Origin of the sequence: Vibrio sinensis (assembly GCF_003605645.1) — a bacterium.
GTDB lineage: Bacteria > Pseudomonadota > Gammaproteobacteria > Enterobacterales > Vibrionaceae > Vibrio > Vibrio sinensis.
Map to the genome: position 1 here is coordinate 16,820 of NZ_QVMU01000036.1, position 19,777 is coordinate 36,596.

Sequence of the window (19,777 nt, forward strand, 5' to 3'; positions counted from 1 at the left end):
GAGGCCATTTTTGATCAAGAGATTTTACTGATAAGTTTTTGATAGATTACGCGCAGACTTGTTCTATCTCCTGGCTCCATTTTTGAGCCGCAGAAATATTGGGCATGATATCTTCTAAGGTTAAATCCAATGCCTGACAATTTTTTTGCATTCCTTGCCAGTTACCACTCTCATAATGTTCTTGTATCGACAACAACAGCCCATAAGGGCCTTTGCGTTCCAATAATGCTTGTTTAACGGATGATGCCAAAGGCAACTGTTCCAAAATATGCTCTAGCGACACATCGAACAGTGCATCCAAGATTGAAAACAATCCAATTAAAAAAGCTTGGTCTGATTGCTGACGCAATGGGTAATGATTCGACATCAGCAAGCAGAATTGAGCCCGCTGCAACGATAAGCTGTATAGCTCTTTAGGTTTTTTCGAAGATACAAACGACGCCACAGATAACGAAACAAACATTTTAAGGCGATCTTGCCCAAGGTAGACAAGAGCTTGATGAAAGGAGGAAATTGGCACTTCCAGTCTGTCGGATAAGGTATTTACAAATTTCAGTAGCTTATACGAGAGCGTGACATCTTTAGAGATAATCGCTTCTACACGTTCAAAATTAACATCTTGGCAGCAGACTTCTCGAAATAGCTCCATGGCAATCACTTGCTCTGGGCTGATATAACGACGTTGAATCAATTGTGGTTTACTAAAAAAATAACCTTGGAAGAAAGTAAAACCTGCGCTGCGGGCAACGATAAACTCCTCTTCAGTTTCAATTCGCTCAGCTAAATACTTACGTCGACTACCTTGCGCGATTCGTTGTTTAACAAATTCGCAAGCTGCGCTCAATCCCATCGCCATCACATCGATTTTTACAATATGGACATAAGGCAAAAATCTTTCCCAGTCAGCACTATATACAAAGTCATCTAGTGCAATGATGTAGCCACTAGCGTTAAGTTCTTTTACCGCTTGATATAACTCATCTGTAGGTTCGCAGGTTTCTAGTACTTCAACCACAATAGAGTCTTTCGGTAGACACGTCGGCAAACGACGCACTAAGCTCTGATAAGGAAAGTTAACAAAACAACGGGAATAAGAAATCGCGGGATTAACACCTATCGATAAAAAGTTTTCAGCAATCAATCGATAGGTCGCTCGATTGGAATCTACATGAGCGGGGTAGGCATTGTGCTCACCATCTCGAAACAATAGCTCATAACCAAGAGTCTGTCGCCGAGCGTTGAGTATAGGTTGACGAGCTACATAGGTTTTTCTCATGAGATCCCAATGACTTTATAAATAGCATTTATGCTTTAGCGGCTGCCAATAATGCCCCACAACCCATAAACATGGAACCGAACACCTTGTTAATTTTTCCCATGATCCTCTCAGAACGTATAAAACGTCCCATTTGCGATGCTAAAGAGGTGTAACCAAACATAACGATGGCATCAATAACAACGGTAGTGACACCTAGAACTAAAATTTGCATCACCTGATCTTTGGTCGGATCAATAAACTGTGGAAACAGTGCAACAAGAAAAACGATGGATTTAGGATTCGCTAAGTTAATCAAAATAGCTTTTCGCAATAGTGACCAACCAGATAGATCATGATCTCCACCCTGAGCGGTTAAACTACTGTGATCGCGCCATTTCTGAATACCAAGCCAGACTAAATAAGCGGCACCAACCCATTTTATAATAGAAAATGCCAGTGCGGACTGAGCAACAAGTGCACCAATACCGGCTCCAACCAATACAATATGCACAGCCAAACCAATTTGTAAGCCCACAATCGCACCTAAGGATTTGCGTGTGCCATAACTCAACCCATTACTGATTGAATTCACGGTACCAGAACCTGGAGCTAAGCTAAAAACAATAGCGGTCGCAACATAAGCAAACCATACATGTAAATCCATCGTTATTTCCTCTCGACTAAATCTCTTTAGCCACACATAATTTAAATGACAACAAGCAATACCCTAACTAACGTCAGAGCCTATTATTTATGGACCAAGAGAGCGCCCTTATTCAGCCCATTTATACTCAAGAGTCTAATTTCGAGCAAGCAATCGATGGTGATATTGCTCACCTTTGGGAATCTCGTCAGGACGGCTTTATTAAGTCGCGTGATAAAACCAAAATTCATTGGATTTCACTCACCTCTATTCACCATAGTAAAGCTGTTGTTATCGTCAATGGCCGCATTGAATGCACCGAAAAATATCAAGAGCTATTTTACGACCTCTACCAACAAGGCTATGACATACACTCTTATGATCATAGAGGCCAAGGTCTATCTGGCCGCCTAATTGATGACAAACAGATGGGGTATGTGTACGAATTCAATGACTATGTCGATGACCTTGCCTTAATGGTCGAACACTTCCCATTGGCTCAATATCAACAATGTCACCTTATCGCGCACTCTATGGGTGGCAATATCGCAACTCGCTACTTACAAACGCATCCTGAGCATCCTTTCCACAGTATTGCGCTTAGCGCCCCAATGTTCGGCGTTTCACTTCCTTGGTATCTTAAACCTATTGCTGTTCAAGTAGGACAAGTGCTTGATGCAATATCCGCGAAACCCAGTTATGCCCCAGGACAGTGTGCTTATTACCCAAAACCTTTTGAAGACAATCGCTTAAGTCAAAGTGATGTACGCTATCATTGGTTTAGAAATCTCTACGAGAATAAGCCAGAGTTGCGTATCGGTGGTGCAAGTACTCGCTGGGTATGGCAAGGCCTCATGGCTTCCAAATTATGTATTTTGCTGACTCGACAAATCAAATTACCACTTTTATTACTGCAAGCGAGTGAAGACCAAATAGTCTCAAACAGTGCACAAATTAAGTTTATGAAAAAACTAGCAAAGACAAACACACACTGTGCCTTAAGCATCATTCATGGTGCTCGTCATGAGATTTTGTTTGAAAAGGATGAGTGCCGCAATCACGCTCTCGATACCATGCTATCTTTCTTTGCCAACGTCGAAAGCCATAACGAATAGAAGAGATAAACAGCAAATAAGGAAAAATCATCTGCTGTTTTTTACCCTCTTTTTCATGGTGAGATTCTAGTAAAATGTCCGTCTACAATGTGAATTTTTACATTGTCATTGTCTGTTTTTATGAGGGTAATATGAGCACTACACGCAAAGACACGCCTTTTCGCATCGTTGCATCTGATTTAGATGGCACTCTGCTTGCTCCGAACCACCAGCTCAGTGCATTTTCAAAGCTAACGCTTAAAGAGCTTCATCAAAAGGGCTATACCTTTGTCTTCGCGACAGGTCGTCATCATATTGACGTAAGTGGTATCCGTGAACTTGCAGGAATTCCTGCTTTTATGATCACCTCCAACGGTGCTCGTGTACACGATCAAGATAATCAGCTTATGTACAGCAACAATTTGCCAAAAGATCTTGTGCAGCCAGTGATCAATGTGATCAAGCAGGATCCCGAGTTATTCGTTCATATGTATCGTAACGATGACTGGTTATTAAATCGTGAAGATGAAACATTACGTGATTTTCACGAAGAATCTGGTTTTTCATACCAAACGTTTAATGTTGATGAGGCTCCAACTGAAGGTGTTGCTAAAATATTCTTTACGCACCCAAGTCATGAACACGAATATTTAGTGAAGTTTGAAGAAAAACTCAATGCCCTATTTGGTGAGCAATTGAATATCGCATTTTCAACACCTTGGTGTTTAGAGGTAATGGCTGGTGATGTTTCTAAAGGTGATGCGCTAAAAGTCGTTGCTGAATCAATGGGCTTATCGCTCAATGAATGTATTGCATTTGGTGATGGCATGAATGATGTTGAGATGCTGTCTATGGCTGGCAAAGGCCTCGTCATGGAAACATCGCACCAGAAAGTAAAAAATGCACTGCCAAACAATGAAGTGATTGGCAGCAACGCTGATGATGCCGTGGCTCATTATCTTCATAAACATTTATTTTAATTTCTGAAGCAACAAACGGCATAAAACCTGTCGGTATTGCACCGGGAGTTTTTATGTCGTGATTAACCCGTAATATCCAACGCTATAACTATAATTCAGATCTAATATGCCATAATGACTTCCGAGACATTGTTTAAGGAAGAGATAGCATGAAGGCGTTGAAAACTCCGGTGACCTTAATCACCTTATTAGCACTCCAAGCCTGCTCCATCATAGATAACAATCCCTTATCTCCAAAAGAAATGCCCATCTCCATGGCCAATCTCGACCAACCAAAATCGGTCAAGGCACAAACATTCATGATGCGTGGTGAGGTAATTCTGGGTCATGAGGTTCGTTCAATTCAGCCATGTGGCAGCTCCGCACAATTTTGGCTTGATTTACCCGCAGATAAATTTCAACAAGGTATGAAACTGCTTTCGACGCCTTATCAACCGATATATGGCGAGTTCATTGGCCATTTAACGTCACCGCCAAAACAAGGACTCAGCGCCGATTACCAAGCGCAGTTCATCGTCGAACAGGTTAATTTACTTTCCACTGAGGGGGGGAATCGCTGTGAAAAACAAGCACAACCCACCAAAGCATTCGGAACGGAACCTTTTTGGTCTGTGGCCTTTCAAGACGAGCAACTGATTTTTTCTCAGCCTGGTGCAACAAAACAAACCTTTCCGATTACTACCAGTCGACTACAAAAAGACCAAAGACAGTACCGATTGGACTCTGGCGAACTCATATTGAATCAAGGCAGTTGTATCGATAACATGAGTGACAGCCTCTATGGATGGAGTGCAACTTTCACCCAAGGCAAGCAAAAATATCAGGGTTGTGCGACGCTTTCTAATCAAGATGCGACCCAATCATGGGTGGGGTTATATCAGACTCAAGATGAGATCAGTGATGATTTCAACGTAAGCCTTAAAATAAACCCAGATCACACTGCTTCAACAACTTACACTTATAACGATGGCTCCAACACAACGGAACGTGGGTATTGGCAGCAACTCAACTCAAAACAAATACAAGTTGTGATGACGCACCACCAGCAACAATATTTAGTCTCAGAGCGTTTATTTGAACGAGAAAATGGCCAGCTTCATTCCGATAAAGAGAAAGTCGGCAATGTTGTTTACCCGATAGCCAACGGAGGCCTCACCGTCGTTAAACAACATCCAACGGACTCTATTGCTTCCATGAGCGACAACACGCAGACACTCTCTGCTCTAGCCATTCCATCCAAAGCGAATTTCAATGCCAAAGTAGATCAGACTCTAAGAAACTATCTCCAAATCAATAATACCGATCCTGATGATACTCGTTATCGTTGGTTGACTTATGACCTCAATGGAGATGGTCAAGAGGAACTTCTAGTACAGCTAAACTGGTGTGGTTCCGGTGGATGTACACTGTTAATTTTTGATAATGAACAACAGCAATGGCGTTTCAATAGCCGAATTACCTTAGTACAAACACCGTTGAACTTGGGGACAAACACCCATGATAAATGGCAAGATTTGGTGTTGTTTGTTCGCGGCGGAGGTGCTGAGCCGAATCAGCATATATTGCGTTATAATGGTAGTCATTATCCACTCAATCCAAGTGTCGCTCCTGTAGCTACATTAGATGAAATAAGCCAAGTACAGCTATTTTCTGATGGATTGACGCCATTTCAAGAAGGGGTAAAGCTGTAAATGTCAGCACCTAGTTCATGTCAAGGATGCGGACTCAAATTTCAATGTGTCTGCACCCTACTCCCTACCATTACCATTCCGGCTCATATCGCCCTGTTAATGCACGAAAACGAATATCAGCGTGAAACCAATACAGGGCAGTGGCTTGCTAAATCGATTTCAACAACAACGGTTCATCGATGGAATAGAACCGAACCCTGTGAAGATCTACTAACGTTGATCAATAACCCTAGCTACGTACCATTTCTTTTATTCCCTAGTGATGAAAGTCAAAGTGTTGAGCACTGCCAACAATTATCTAAGCAGCAAAACGCCATCCCTCTATTTATTGTCTTAGACGGGACTTGGCAAGAAGCAAAGAAAATGTTGCGCAAGAGTTTGTGGTTACAAGCACTACCACAAGTCCATATCACGCCAAAAGCAGCATCAACATACCAACTGAGACGCAACCAAGGCGAAGGTCATTTATGTACGCTAGAAGTGGGTAGCGAAATTGTGCGGGCCTTAGGACAAGAAAAAGAAGCTCAGCAATTAATGGCTTTTTTTGAACATTACATGCAAGTGTATAAAGCCGATAAAAGTGGCCATGCTCTCGATAAATCTCCCCGTTAATTGCTGAATTTAAAGCACTCTAAATCAAAGCTAATAAATCATCTAACTGGGTAATTTCCACATCGGGTAAAAGGGTTGAGCGGCGGCAATTAAGTATATTTTTCTTCTGGTCATTGAACCAACATGCTTGAAAGCCGCTATTTTTTGCCCCTTGAACATCACTGATCAAATGGTCGCCTACATGAAGAATATGATTCGGTTCTAGATCCAAATGCAGCGCAGCTTTGTTAAAAAGATCAGCATGTGGTTTAGCGTAACCATCTGGCCCCGCCTTTAAAACCACAGAGAAATATTGGCTTAAGCCGATGGTTTCCGCATTGACATTGCCATTCGTAATTGCCACTAAAGGTAAAGCTCGCGATAACAACGCCATGACTCGATGCGTTTCCTGAGGAACAACAAAATCACTGCGCAGGCGCAGAACTTCGTCAATTGCCTCTTGTGCGGCTTGATGAGCCTCCTCTCCAGAATACCCAAGAAGAATAAGCCCTTGCTCAATTTGCTTAAAACGCCATTGAGTCACATCGTTAGGTAACCAAGTATCTTTAGATGCCAGAGATAACTTCAGCTCTTGCCACCAGCCTAATGATTTTGTCGCTGAGATAGGATGATTTTTATGTAGCCACGTCACCATATCCGCTTCAACACGACGGATAACTGGACGATTGTCATATAACGTATCATCTAAATCGAATGTCATGGCTTTAATTGAATTAAGGTGACGATAAAATTTCATAAGTAGACCTATCTATCTGTGGGCATCTATTCTTCGAGACGTGTAGTCAGTAACTCTATTTCTTCTTAGCGCGTGGATGAGCTTGGTCATACACTTGAGCAAGATGTTGAAAATCTAAATGTGTATATATCTGCGTTGTCGAAATGTTTTCGTGCCCCAATAACTCTTGGACCGCACGTAAGTTATTACTTGATTCAAGCATATGTGTGGCAAATGAATGGCGCAATTTATGCGGGCTGATATGGCTTGAAACCGCCTGTTTTTGTCCCCATTCAGCCATGCGCTTTTGTACATTACGGTGAGATATTCGCACACCTAGTTTGGACACAAAGAGGGCTTTCTCATCACTATTCGCTAAACCAGAGCGAACTTTCAACCACTTGCCTACCCACTCTTTTGCTAAACCAGCAAATGGCACTTTACGTTCTTTATCACCCTTACCGACAACGCGAATATCGCCTGAAAAAAGACTCACATCTTTCACGTTAATATCAACCAATTCAGCTAAACGTAATCCAGCACCATACATTAACTCCATCATCGCACGATCGCGAATCGAGAGTGGATCATCATCGGTTACGTCCAACAATTTACCAACCTCGTCAACATCGAGATTTTTCGGCAATGGGCGACTTTTTCGTGGTGCGGAAACGCCCTTGGCGGGGTTAGCAACAAGCTCCCCTCTTAGAATAAGAAAATCAAAAAAACTACGGAGTGAAGAAAGCCTTGTCGAAATACTGCTCGCTTTTAGCCCCTCTCTCATCCCTTTACTGGCGAGTTGGCGAACCCAGCCAGCATCAACTTGTGACCACTCTTTTAGGCCTAGCTGAGCAAGGTATTGAGCCATTGTTCCCAACTGCTGTTTATAATTTCTTTGGGTGTGGAGACTGAGGCCTTTTTCGCTTCGTAAATACTCATAGAAACGATCCAAAGACCGTTGAAGACTACTAGGAAGAGGTTGTACTGATTCGCTCATTAATTTGTGATTGCCAAGGTAAAGTAGAAATAAGGTGAGACAACACAAGCGCTAAATGACGTAGAAATAAAGTATCCATATGTGGCTGAAAATGACCACCATCATCACTAGAGAAAGCAAGAATCCCCTGCAAACCAGATTTACTTAACGGTAATACTACATAGGAACCAAGCTCGGGCGCTCGAGCACACTCACCAAATAAATTTTCTCGATCTGCTTTACGCATTCGACCGAGGTAAGCCGTTTTACCATTGAGATGACTCGAGGCAAAACGTTGATATTGTTCTTTATTAAATTGAGGATAGTTCATACTACTCTCAAATAAACGAACATAAGCCAATAACCCGAGGGAACGTGCTTTTTCTTCAATCGCTTTAATAACATCATCCAACGTATCACGTTTTAAAATCTGTTCTTGTAGATCCATGAACTCGTGAAATGTTTTATCGTTATTGGCAGCCAAAGACATTAACGCTGTGATCTCTTCTTCAAATTCTTCAATGCGCTGGCGTTGGCGGTTCATCTGGATATGTACTAATGAAACGGTACCTAAATCCTGATGAGGGAGAGCGAGACGATCGAGCAATTCTGGACGATCGACAAAAAAATCAGGGTGGTCACGTAAATACTCCGCCACGACTTCCGAGGTCAGAGTATTTGCTTCTGTTTGAGACACGCTATTTCCTTTCTTCTATTAACAGGTTAATTGACCGTCAAAAACATGTGTCGCAGGTCCCGTCATATAAAGCGGTCTACCATTTCCTTGCCATTGAATATGCAATGTTCCGCCCGGCAAATGAACCTCAACTTGATCATCCAATACACCTTGAGCAATCCCAACGGCAACGGCAGCACAAGCGCCACTGCCACAAGCCTGAGTCTCACCAGCACCACGTTCATAAACTCGAAGTTTCACTTCGCCACGATTAAGGATCTGCATAAACCCAGCATTGACACGCTCAGGAAAACGCTCATGAGATTCAAGCAGTGGACCCAGCGTTTCGACTTCAGCCGTATCCACATCATCAACCACTGTCACCACATGGGGATTACCTATACTAACAGCACCACAAAACAGCGTTTTTTCTTCCGTACGTAGGATGTACGTCTTCTCAACTTGTTTAGCCTTGAATGGAATCTTATTTGGTTCGAATTCAGGAACACCCATATTCACAGTGACCAAATCATCCTCTTCAATATTAAGAGTCATCTTGCCTTTTTTAGTGCTTACGCCAATGCTGTATTTATTGGTCAAACCTTTCATTCGTACAAAACGAGCAAAACATCGAGCCCCATTACCACATTGCTCTACCTCACTACCATCCGCATTAAAAATACGATAATGGAAATCACTTTCTGGATCATAAGGTGCTTCAACCACCAAAAGCTGATCGAAGCCAACCCCTGTGTTGCGATCTGCCAAACGCCGAATCAAATCAGGGGAAAAGAACACGTTTTGCGTAATGCAATCAACAACCATAAAGTCGTTGCCCAAACCGTGCATTTTGGAAAAATGGAAATGCATAGACTTCAATTACTCCGGAAGAATATTTTCAAGTGCCCATAGGCTCGACAACTCTTCACGTTGACGGACTAGGTGCACTTGTTTGCCATCAACAATTACTTCTGCAGCGCGAGAACGAGTATTGTAGTTTGATGACATAACGAAACCGTACGCACCAGCAGAGCGAACGGCTAATAAATCATTTTCTTGTAAGACTAATAAGCGATCTTTACCAAGGAAATCACTAGTTTCACAGATAGGGCCGACTAAGTCATAGCTTATCGCATCACCGTCTTTTGGCACGACTGGCACGATATCTTGCCATGCTTGATATAACGCTGGACGCATTAAGTCATTCATCGCAGCATCAATGATGGCAAAGTTTTTATGTTCAGTGTGTTTTAGGAATTCCACTTTTGTCAGTAGTACACCGGCATTAGCCGCAATCGCTCGACCAGGCTCAAATATAAGCTCTAAATCTTGATGATTCTCTAAACGAGATAACAAAGCTTTTGCGTAATCAGATGGTTCTGGAGGCAGCTCATCGCGATATATCACCCCAAGACCACCGCCAACATCAAGGTGTTGGATCACAATACCTTGTGCTTTTAAATCATCAATAAGGGTCAATAAACGATCCGTTGCATCAATAAAAGGGTCAAGGTCTGTTAATTGCGAACCGATATGGCAATCAATGCCTCGAATATCGAGATGCTCTAGACTTTGAGCAAATTTATAGACCGCTGGTGCCCTTTCAAACGCAATACCAAACTTGTTATCACGTAAACCAGTTGAGATGTAAGGGTGCGTTTTAGCATCCACATCGGGATTAATTCGCAAAGAAATAGGGGCTTTAACACCAAGCTGACCGGCTACTCGATTGAGACGCTCTAATTCAGGTTCGGATTCAACATTAAAACACTTAATACCAAGTTCCAAAGCTCGCTGCATTTCTGATTCAGTTTTTCCAACACCAGAAAAAACAACCTTGCTCGGCTCACCACCTGCCGCAATCACGCGCTCCAACTCTCCTGCCGAAACAATGTCAAAGCCAGAGCCTAAGCGGGCCAGTGTATTGAGAACACCTAAATTCGAGTTGGCTTTCACGGCATAACAAACGAGGTGAGCATGTTCTCCGACTGATTTATCAAAAGCGTGCCAATGACGTTCTAGCGTTGCCCGTGAATAGACATACAGAGGTGTGCCAAACTGTTGAGCGAGTTGAGTAAGAGGAACATTCTCGGCCCAAAGTTGGCCATCATCCTGATAGTTGAAGTAATCCAAAATTCTTTCCCTTTATTTGTTGTTCTACTTATTCTTCCGTTTGCTCATTCTGTGGAGCATCACCTGGCATATACAATGGGCCTGTTTGACCACAACCGGCTATTCCTAATACCGATATGATAAACAGAGCTAAGATCGACTTTTTCATAGGTTCTATCGTGATTATTCTTTCAATGCCCCCTATAATCGCACCACACTCAAGAAAAGCAATAGGATAGATAAGATGAACGATACTGAATTTCATCAACTGGTCGATGTTCAAATGCAGATCATCGAAGAAGCCATCGACGATTCCGGTGCTGATATCGACTACGAAACCTCAGGTAATGTCATGACTCTTGAGTTCGAAGACCGTAGCCAAATCATTATCAACCGCCAAGAGCCAATGAAAGAGATTTGGTTAGCATCTCGTTCTGGTGGCTTCCATTTCAAATTCAACGAAACACAATGGATTTGTTCTAAAACTGGCATGGAACTATTTGAAATGGTGAAAAAAGAGTGTGAAAAGCACGCAGATGAAGCGATCGAATGGCCTTAAAGTCAAAAGAGAAACTCTTGGATAAATAGAGCCTGTGAACAATAGTAAAAAAGAGCACTATCTGTGCTCTTTTTTCTCATTATGCGTTAACTGCTCGAGTAGGTTTTACGTAGTTCGAACCATCATTGCGATATGGCACGATATAGGATTCACCGTCATCAGGAGAGACGATTTGATAATATTGCGGTAAATTAAAGTTAATCAACTTCGCTGATAGCGAATTATCATCTTTCACTGATGTATAAAAACTGTTTACGCTTGCAATCATCTCATCTTTCTCACCACTAAATTGGTGGTAAACCTCTACCTGATTTGACTCATCCAAGACATAGATATTGAACCCTTTATCTGTATCTTCAAAGAAGAACTGAACGAGCCCCTCACTCGCAAACCCATCAACTACTTCAGGTAATGGATTATCTTGCTCTTTATCTAACATCAAAAGTGGGGAGCCTTTCAGCTTGTTTGTCGAGATGCAGCGATAAAAATCAATCGAGTTTTCCAGCATCTGCACTGACACGCCTCGACGCTCAAAAAACAAACCATAAGTCTGCTGAGCGATTCTCAATGCTTTAAAACGACGACGTTTCTCTTGATCTACCGGCTTCAAACGTAAATCAATGCACTCTGCCAATAGCTGATAAACCATATTACGCATAACACCGCGTAAGTTTTTGCTATAGCAAAAAACATCTACTGAATCAGGTGGTAGAGCATCTTGGTGCATTTTGCCTAATACGGTTTTTAGCGCATCAAGCATTGCGGTATCACCTTGGAAATGCAATGTACGCACTTCATGCCAAGAATTACGATAAACCAAATCGACGCTACCCACTAAACATTGCTGCTCAGGGCCATAACTAAAGATATCAGTATTCTTTAAATCAACTTTCAAAGACTTCCCACTCAACTCTGCCGTTGGGTCGTTTTCAAAGTTAATGAACATCGCCAACTGACTAATTTCACATGGGCTAGCCAATGCTTGCATGGTCGGACGGCGCTTATGTAAGGAGAACGTATTTCGTAGGTCGCTGACCATTTGGTAAAACTTATCGATATCCAAATGAGCGTCGCGAACAACTGAATGCAAACGGGTTGATTCTGTGATCAGACCATTAAAGAAAGACCAAGCAACTAACTTACTTAAATACTCGTTATGTTCTAAATTTGGTTGACCGATAATACGCTCGGCCTGCAAAGGTTGCTTATACAAATACCATCCCGGTTTATTCGTCCGGCCCGGCTTAACTTCGATAAAAGTCAAATCTGGCTCGTGAAGATCGGGAGATATTTGCGGGTTAAGCAGTGTCACTTTACCCGGTAATACTTCAAACGCTGCGTAAAGTTTACGAGCGAGAATACTAATGTCCTGTGGGCTAATCGCAGAAGTAATATCATTTCGACGAGCAAACTGGATAAGGTTACGATAACTCAGCATAAGCGCATCAAGTAGTGCGTGGTGCACGACTTTAACTTGCTCTACTTTCCAGTTTCGACGGTCATCGAGTTGAGCGATAACAGCATCATCCCAATTCCATTTTTTGATCATTTCGCTAAGCGCTTCTCGGCGCCACGCAACCGATCCAACACCAGGCTCACGAGATAATTTTTCATGCGTTTTTAGGTAAAAGCAGCGACGCACTAAATCTAAACGCTTGCTATCCCCGATTCGCTCCAGATAGAGCGTCACTTTTTCAAGCATCAAGTAATAAGCATCCATCCCATATAAATCAGGTTCATGGGAGAAAAAACGGCGCTTAGAATCAATACTTAATAGTTGGGTGTGCGGATACTCCCACGAATAGGCTTCTAGCAGAATAGCTTTTAAAACCGATTTATATGGCGAGTCGATGCTCTTATAAAGTTGCCATAAGTTAGAACCGAAATACTCTTCAGCGGGAATACGATGGAGCTGACCAAAATCAATCCATTCAGAGCAATCAAAAAGCCCTCTCTGGCATAAATCAGCAACATATTCATCGTAGCACTCTTCCATTTCTGGCGGGACGATTTGCCACAACAAACGCTGCCCAGCAAGTCTCACCGCAGAGCGATAAAACTCGTCGAGTAACAATAAATGTTGTGAAGAACCACAGTTATCACCAGTCATCTCTTCAGAGTGATTGCTTCTAAAGCGCTCTTCATCCATTAAGAAGAAGTTTGCCTCTACTCCTTGGTTTTGTGCCCATTGCGTGATCAATAAACATTTATTAGTCAGGCTATTTCGCTCTTCCCCTGTCATATCTGGGGAAACACAAACCCAAATATCCAAATCACTTGATGTACTTTGCCCCACAGATGACGTGCTTCCCATCGTATATAACGCGAGAATTGCAGGGTGATCTGTAGTGGCTAATGATTGGCTAATCGTAAGTTCTGTATCATCAACAAATTGCTGTTGAGCTTCATTGAAAACCATACCAAATACGCCAGATGGTACATTGGCGTCGTAGTATCCTGGAATCACAGGGTGGTTATAGTGAAAGAGAATGGGAATGAGATGGAATACGCGTTGGCTTTGCAAATCCATAAGTGCCAGCGCGCGATCAATGCGCTGCTGGTTAAGTGTATCAAGTCTCTGGATTAACGAGTCAGTGTAAGCCTGCAAGGGTAATTCCTTGATGTAGAGTCCTAACCTGTGCTTTGGTTATAATTCACCCAAAAGCACCAACAAAACGTGATCAATTTATCATTTTTATTTTAATTGGTAAAGAAATGTACGACCTAAACTGCATTCTATTGCCGTTATATTAACAGCGTACATTTGCGCCCATAGTTTGGTACCTAACCGCCTTTTATAATAATAATCCACATCACAAATGAGATATTTATCACACTATTTTAATGAATTCTGATTCATACCTCATCATTCTTTACCCCATAACCTTAAGCAATAAGTTTTTTTGCTCATAGAGTGGTAGGATTAGTTCATCTATATCTAACGATTGTAAATGGACATGACTCAAACTTCACCAATCAGAATCGCGACCCGCAAAAGCCCTCTTGCTCTTTGGCAAGCTCATTACGTTAAAAATGCGCTCATGGCTGCTCATCCAGGATTAGAAGTTGAGCTTGTCACCATGGTCACGAAAGGCGACATCATCCTTGATACTCCTTTAGCCAAAGTTGGCGGAAAAGGTCTTTTCGTAAAAGAGCTCGAAGTCGCCATGCTGGAAGGTAGAGCCGATCTCGCTGTGCATTCAATGAAAGATGTACCTGTCGATTTTCCTGACGGTCTCGGCCTTGTCACTATTTGTGAGCGTGAAGACCCACGCGACGCATTCGTTTCCAATACCTACAAAAATATAGATGAGCTGCCACAAGGTGCCATCGTAGGAACATGTAGCCTTCGTCGACAATGTCAGATTAAAGAAGCTCGTCCAGACCTTATTATCAAAGAGTTGCGGGGCAACGTTGGCACCCGCCTAGGGAAGCTTGATGCGGGTGAATATGATGCAATTATTCTAGCGGCCGCCGGTTTAAAACGTTTAGAGCTTGAGGAAAGAATTGCAAGCTTCATTGAGCCTGAGCAATCTTTACCTGCTGTCGGCCAAGGAGCCGTAGGTATTGAATGTCGTTTAGATGATGAACGTCTACGTAAGCTACTTGCACCACTTAACCACATCGACACTGAAGATAGAGTGAAGTGTGAAAGAGCAATGAACCTAACTTTAGAGGGCGGTTGCCAAGTTCCGATCGGTAGTTATTCGTTGTTAGATGAAGACAACATCTGGCTACGCGCATTAGTTGGTGAACCAGACGGCTCCCTTATTGTTCGTGGTGAAATCCGTGGCCTTCGTAGTGAAGCGGAACAATTAGGTATCACACTTGCCAACCAGCTCCTTGATAATGGTGCTCGTGAGATACTGACAAAGCTCTACGCTGAACACGAGTGATTTCTTATGACGGTGTTGGTTACTCGGCCTGGACAACAAGGCCTTTCGCTTTGCCAACAACTTGAAAAGGTGGGTGTGTCTAGCATCCACCACCCTTTAATTACCTTTCGGGCAGGCGATGAACTTCCCCTCCTCCCTGATAACATCAACAACGTTGATATTGTTATTGCGGTAAGCCAGCATGCTGTGACGTTTGCAGCTCAAATAATGAACCAAGCTGAAAAATCTTGGCCATCTACAATCTCGTACCTTGCCGTCGGTCAAAAAACCGCACACGTTTTAAGCAAAACGACGCAACAGCAAGTACACTACCCAAACATTAGTGACAGTGAACATTTACTGAATCTACCTCCTCTACTTGATATTAAAAATAAGAGAGTTCTTATTTTAAGAGGAAATGGTGGCCGTGAACTCATCTATGACACGCTTTCGGCTCGAGGGGCGAATGTAGAATATATTGAAGCATATCAACGTCAAAATCGTGCGTTTAATGCGAATGTTCATATCCCCCGATGGCAAGAAGAGCAAGTAAATAAACTGATCATTACCAGTTCTGGGCAACTGAACCACTTCATCGAAATGATGAATTCAACACAACTTAATTGGGTATTCAAACTTACGCTATATGTTCCGAGTGAACGTATCGCCATTGAGGCACATCAACTTGGCTTCGTATCTGTCGTCAATACAGGAAGCGCCTCTAATAAAGATTTATTGGCTATTCTCTGGCCAAATCAACAGGACGATTAAAATGACAAGTAAAAATAAAAAAGGCAGTGATAACTCTGTTCCAGGGAAAGATAACACTCAAACGCCAACGAACGACGCAAAGACAACTGAAACAAAAGCGGATGAATCAAAAACCAATATCAACGAAAAAAATGAGTCTCAAGCAGAAGTAAAAACTGCACCTGAATATCTCGAGAAAACAGAACCAACACAGCCAAAGTTTGAAGAAAAACAAGGAAAAAGAGGTGTGAAGCTCGGAGCTATCGCGATTGTTATTTCAATTTTATTCGGTGGCGGCCTAACCTATCATATCCAAGAGAAATCAAACCAATACGAGCAACAACTCAACGCTCTACGTAGTGAGTTACAACAAGCTCAGTCAACATTAAAGTCGGATATTGCAAGCAGCAATGAAGCGACACTCAACAAAGCCAATGAGATCGTTCACCGAGCAGACACCGTTCTGGAGCAACAACAGAAAAGCATTGAAAGTCTACAGTTAGCCATTACCGACATTAAAGGTCGTCGACCAAATGACTGGTTACTGGCCGAAGCTGACTATCTGGTTAAGTTAGCGGGAAGAAAGCTATTTCTTGAGCATGACGTTGTCAGTGCAACGGCTCTAATGGAAAGTGCAGACCAACGTATTGCTGCGTTAAACGATCCAAGCCTAGTACCGCTACGTAAAGCGATGGCTAATGATATTACGGCTCTAAAGGTGGTCCCTCTGATAGATCGTGATGGACTTGTTCTCAGAATCACTGCATTACAACAGCAAGTAGATAACCTCCCATTAGCCAATGCTCTATTGCCTGAACTACAAGAACAACCAGAACCAGAAGTATCAGAAAACATTAATGACTGGCAGGAAAACTTAACCACTTCTCTAAAAGATTTTTCAGAGAACTTCATCACATTCCGTACTCGTGATGGTGATGTAATCCCGTTATTGTCGCCTCAGCAACACTTTTACTTAAAAGAAAATATTAAAGCCAAGCTAGAAACAGCTATCAAAGCTGTATATCTCGAGCAACAAGACATTTATACCGCAGCCCTTACGACAGCGGATGAATGGTCTACGTCTTTCTTTAACCAAGACAATACATCGGTCAAAGAATTTAACAAGACACTAGAAATGCTCAGTAAGGTAGAAATTTCTGTGGATTACCCAGTAAAACTGGAAACACAAAACATTCTTTCTGACGTCATCACAGATCGTTTACGCCGCGAAGTGACAAGCCTAGTTACGGAGGAAAAATAATGTTTCGCTTAATTTTCCTTTTTGTCGTCCTTGGGGGCGGCCTCTACTTAGGTAGTCAATACTCAGGCCAACAAGGCTATGTACTTATATCGATTGCAAACAAAACTATCGAAATGAGTGTGACGACACTGGTAATTTTTGTCATCGCGACACTTGCTGCATTATTTGCTTTAGAGTATCTAATCAAAAAAGTACTTTACGCGAGTTCTGCTACTTGGAATTACTTCAGCGTTCGTAAGATGCGTCGTTCACGCCGTTCAACCAACGAAGGTATCATCAAGCTACTGGAGGGTGACTTCCAAGCTGCAGAGAAAAAAGTAACGAAATGGTCAAACCACCATGACATGCCATTACTATGTTATCTCGTCGCATCTGAAGCTGCTCAAGGGATGGGAAACAACGAGAAACGAGACCATTACCTAGAACTGGCTAGCCAACAAGAGAATGCGCAACTAGCGGTTGAATTAACACGGGCAAAACAACAAGTTCGTGAGGGACAGTTTAATGATGCGTTCAACACGCTAACCAACCTAAAATCAGATTATCCTAATAATGCGGTTCTTCTTAATCTACTTAAAACCGTTTATATCGAGCTTAAACTTTGGGAACCTCTACGAGAGCTATTACCTAAATTAGTGAAAGCAAAGATCATTACTCAAGATGAACAACAACAACTCATGCTTGGCGCTGAATGTGGATTGATGGCTGAAATCGCTCAGCAAAGTGGTAGTGAAGGGTTGATTTCACATTGGAACAGCCTCGCTAAGAAACTAAAAGGTGAAACTCAATTAATCGAGTGTTTTGCTAAACAGTTAATTGCTCGTAAAGCTGATGACAATGCATTTACTGTCGTAAAAGAAGCATTGAAAAAGCATCCGAATGCACCGCTTTATTACTTATTCACTGAAATGAATTTAACGGATAGCCACCCAGCGATCACTTTCTTAGAAAGTGTACTGAAAAAGGATGGCAATAATGCTAATGCGCATAGCGCATTAGCTCAATTCCATCTACGTAATCATAAATGGCAGGAAGCTCAGCAGCATCTAGAAAAAGCACTTGCTGTTCGCTCTAATGTATCAGATTACGCTTACTTAGCTGATGCACTGGAGAAGCAAAATCTAACGCAGGCCGCTCATGAAGTGTCGAAAAAAGCGCTCACGTTAATGACTAACCAATAGCGTTATCTTCTTAGTATGAAAGCCGACCTACAGGGTTAATGCCACTCGCTTAAGAGCGAGTGGCATTTTTATCTCTTTTTAGGAAGTATTAGCCGTTTGCCATTGTCCCTCAACTCTTTCAGCGCCTTAGGGATACCTCCTGGAGTCCTTCCATCTGACCAGATGAACTCTTCTTGTATTAAGCATAGTGCGTTGACGAAGCTAATTCGTAATGGCTCTTCGTGCTGTTTTGCCATACCTGCCATTTCTAATCGAACAATATTGTACGATATCAGTATGCCCCATAGCTCTTGGTATACTCCTTCACTCTTTAGGCTTCTCAGTAGTGGYTTGTTCGCTAGTTGATATTGCTTAAGTTCGCCATAGCTACGCTCTATTTCCCAACGCTGCCAATATACTTCAACTAATTCTTTCAATGCGTATGTATCAGGACATAAGCAAGAAGTAATAAACCCTTTTATCTCACCTTTAGGTGAAGGTATTAAAACTAAACGAGCTGTCCATTTTTCGCCTAAATGAGGGTACTGTTTTTGAGCTTGAGGAGATACTGGCATTTCGATGAGATGGTCATAATCACTGTACGAGTCGAGGATCTCATATCTGAATTTCGATTTAATTGGGGAAARCCAATGTGTGTTTTTGCCACTACCTTGCCAGCTTAGAAACAGCTCAGCAGACATAAATCCRCGGTCAAAGAGAGTTAAAGAGTTTTCAGGTGCAGAGCCTACAAGTTTTTGTGCATATGAGATCTCACTCTCCGTGACAGGACCAAAAGCGGCATCAGCGACTAAATGGGTCTTTGTAGACATCAAAGTGACCGCAAGAACGGAAGGGAATGTGGCGGATTTTTGGGCATAGCCAAAGGTCTGATTACTTTCTGTGTCGTGCGTCTTGAAGTAAGTACCGTCAACACTCAATAGCTTCAATCCACAACATTGTTCAAACTCACTTTGTTGCTCCCATTGGGCTGCGGTCATTTTGAACAGGTAACGCATTGGCTCAAAACCCAACTTTTCTTTACCTTTAATGATGCTACTGGTTGCTAGTGGTGGTAATTCTCCTTTTGAATCAGGGAAGGCTAGCTCCAACCTGTCACACACGTTTTGAATCGAGCGATTTCTTAGTAGCCCAATACCTAATACTAACCAGACAGCTTGCTCGGCAGGAAACCTTCGTTTACGAACAGAAGCTCTGCCAGTTTGTTTAACCGCTTCTTCAACCCACTCTAAAGGAATATGTTTAGCAAAAGCATTGAGATGATGTTCTTGGCAAAACTCAGCGGTAATCTGTAACTCTTTAGAAAACTCAGACATAAAAAAATCGGCCTCAACTATGTTGAGACCGATTATGAACCCTGCTCAGGATCGTTCAATTATTTAAAACGATCAGCATTA

General features: G+C 42.3%; 19 protein-coding genes. 9 read left to right on the forward strand and 10 right to left on the reverse strand.

Annotation, left to right across the window (positions count from 1 at the left end; genetic code table 11):
• Positions 1–46: 46 nt before the first annotated feature.
• Together DZ860_RS22045 and rhtB are read right to left on the reverse strand one after the other, a co-directional pair.
• Complete coding sequence (locus DZ860_RS22045; protein ID WP_120035314.1) at positions 47–1,276, reverse strand: EAL and HDOD domain-containing protein; 1,230 nt, start codon at positions 1,274–1,276, stop codon at positions 47–49.
• 28 nt (positions 1,277–1,304) lie between these two features.
• A complete protein-coding gene (rhtB, locus tag DZ860_RS22050) occupies positions 1,305–1,922 on the reverse strand; it encodes a homoserine/homoserine lactone efflux protein (protein WP_120035315.1) in 618 nt (205 codons plus the stop codon).
• A gap of 89 nt (positions 1,923–2,011) precedes the next feature.
• Here rhtB and DZ860_RS22055 point away from each other — a divergent pair, with 89 nt between their 5' ends.
• The 4 genes from DZ860_RS22055 (at position 2,012) to DZ860_RS22070 (ending at position 6,278) form a co-directional block, all read left to right on the forward strand.
• Positions 2,012–3,016 carry an alpha/beta fold hydrolase gene (locus DZ860_RS22055; protein WP_120035317.1) on the forward strand — a complete coding sequence of 335 codons (1,005 nt, stop codon included), beginning with the start codon at positions 2,012–2,014 and terminating at the stop codon, positions 3,014–3,016.
• A 131-nt stretch (positions 3,017–3,147) separates the two neighbouring features.
• Entirely contained in the window at positions 3,148–3,975 is an 828-nt protein-coding gene (locus DZ860_RS22060; protein WP_120035319.1) for a Cof-type HAD-IIB family hydrolase, read from the forward strand.
• Between the two features lie 149 nt (positions 3,976–4,124).
• Entirely contained in the window at positions 4,125–5,666 is a 1,542-nt protein-coding gene (locus DZ860_RS22065; protein WP_120035321.1) for a COG3650 family protein, read from the forward strand.
• Positions 5,667–6,278 (forward strand): tRNA-uridine aminocarboxypropyltransferase, encoded by a 612-nt coding sequence (locus DZ860_RS22070; protein ID WP_120035323.1) that lies wholly within the window; start codon positions 5,667–5,669, stop codon positions 6,276–6,278. It begins immediately after the preceding gene.
• A 19-nt stretch (positions 6,279–6,297) separates the two neighbouring features.
• On the opposite strand, the gene yigB is transcribed toward DZ860_RS22070, so the two are convergent.
• The 6 genes from yigB to lptM are packed head-to-tail and all read right to left on the reverse strand — an operon-like array spanning position 6,298 to position 10,926.
• On the reverse strand, positions 6,298–7,014 hold the full coding sequence (gene yigB, locus DZ860_RS22075) for a 5-amino-6-(5-phospho-D-ribitylamino)uracil phosphatase YigB (protein WP_120035325.1): 717 nt from the start codon (positions 7,012–7,014) through the stop codon (positions 6,298–6,300).
• A gap of 55 nt (positions 7,015–7,069) precedes the next feature.
• On the reverse strand, positions 7,070–7,990 hold the full coding sequence (xerC, locus tag DZ860_RS22080) for a tyrosine recombinase XerC (protein ID WP_120035327.1): 921 nt from the start codon (positions 7,988–7,990) through the stop codon (positions 7,070–7,072).
• The gene (locus tag DZ860_RS22085) at positions 7,962–8,666 is read right to left on the reverse strand and encodes a DUF484 family protein (protein ID WP_120035329.1); all 705 of its coding nucleotides are present in this window, start codon (positions 8,664–8,666) and stop codon (positions 7,962–7,964) included. Before DZ860_RS22085 ends, xerC begins: the two co-directional genes overlap by 29 nt.
• 18 nt (positions 8,667–8,684) lie before the next feature.
• Positions 8,685–9,515: a diaminopimelate epimerase gene (dapF, locus tag DZ860_RS22090; RefSeq protein ID WP_120035331.1), complete on the reverse strand. Its 831-nt coding sequence runs from the start codon at positions 9,513–9,515 to the stop codon at positions 8,685–8,687.
• A 9-nt stretch (positions 9,516–9,524) separates the two neighbouring features.
• On the reverse strand, positions 9,525–10,778 hold the full coding sequence (gene lysA / locus DZ860_RS22095) for a diaminopimelate decarboxylase (RefSeq protein WP_120035332.1): 1,254 nt from the start codon (positions 10,776–10,778) through the stop codon (positions 9,525–9,527).
• Positions 10,779–10,806: 28 nt separating this feature from the next.
• Positions 10,807–10,926, reverse strand: a complete 120-nt coding sequence (gene lptM / locus DZ860_RS24990; RefSeq protein WP_439333178.1) for an LPS translocon maturation chaperone LptM — start codon at positions 10,924–10,926, stop codon at positions 10,807–10,809.
• A 75-nt stretch (positions 10,927–11,001) separates the two neighbouring features.
• On the opposite strand from lptM, the gene cyaY reads away from it, so the two are divergent.
• Positions 11,002–11,316: an iron donor protein CyaY gene (gene cyaY, locus DZ860_RS22105; RefSeq protein ID WP_120035336.1), complete on the forward strand. Its 315-nt coding sequence runs from the start codon at positions 11,002–11,004 to the stop codon at positions 11,314–11,316.
• Positions 11,317–11,395: 79 nt separating this feature from the next.
• Here cyaY and DZ860_RS22110 read toward each other — a convergent pair whose 3' ends face one another.
• On the reverse strand, positions 11,396–13,924 hold the full coding sequence (locus DZ860_RS22110) for a class I adenylate cyclase (protein WP_120035338.1): 2,529 nt from the start codon (positions 13,922–13,924) through the stop codon (positions 11,396–11,398).
• 349 nt (positions 13,925–14,273) lie between these two features.
• Here DZ860_RS22110 and hemC point away from each other — a divergent pair, with 349 nt between their 5' ends.
• The 4 genes from hemC to DZ860_RS22130 are packed head-to-tail and all read left to right on the forward strand — an operon-like array spanning position 14,274 to position 18,383.
• The gene (gene hemC / locus DZ860_RS22115) at positions 14,274–15,212 is read left to right on the forward strand and encodes a hydroxymethylbilane synthase (protein ID WP_120035345.1); all 939 of its coding nucleotides are present in this window, start codon (positions 14,274–14,276) and stop codon (positions 15,210–15,212) included.
• Between the two features lie 6 nt (positions 15,213–15,218).
• Complete coding sequence (locus DZ860_RS22120; RefSeq protein ID WP_120035340.1) at positions 15,219–15,962, forward strand: uroporphyrinogen-III synthase; 744 nt, start codon at positions 15,219–15,221, stop codon at positions 15,960–15,962.
• A gap of 1 nt (position 15,963) precedes the next feature.
• A complete protein-coding gene (locus DZ860_RS22125; protein WP_120035342.1) occupies positions 15,964–17,202 on the forward strand; it encodes a uroporphyrinogen-III C-methyltransferase in 1,239 nt (412 codons plus the stop codon).
• Positions 17,202–18,383: a heme biosynthesis protein HemY gene (locus DZ860_RS22130; protein ID WP_120035343.1), complete on the forward strand. Its 1,182-nt coding sequence runs from the start codon at positions 17,202–17,204 to the stop codon at positions 18,381–18,383. Before DZ860_RS22125 ends, DZ860_RS22130 begins: the two co-directional genes overlap by 1 nt.
• Before the next feature lie 68 nt (positions 18,384–18,451).
• On the opposite strand, the gene DZ860_RS22135 is transcribed toward DZ860_RS22130, so the two are convergent.
• Complete coding sequence (locus DZ860_RS22135; protein WP_243641902.1) at positions 18,452–19,696, reverse strand: IS4 family transposase; 1,245 nt, start codon at positions 19,694–19,696, stop codon at positions 18,452–18,454.
• Positions 19,697–19,777: the final 81 nt, after the last annotated feature.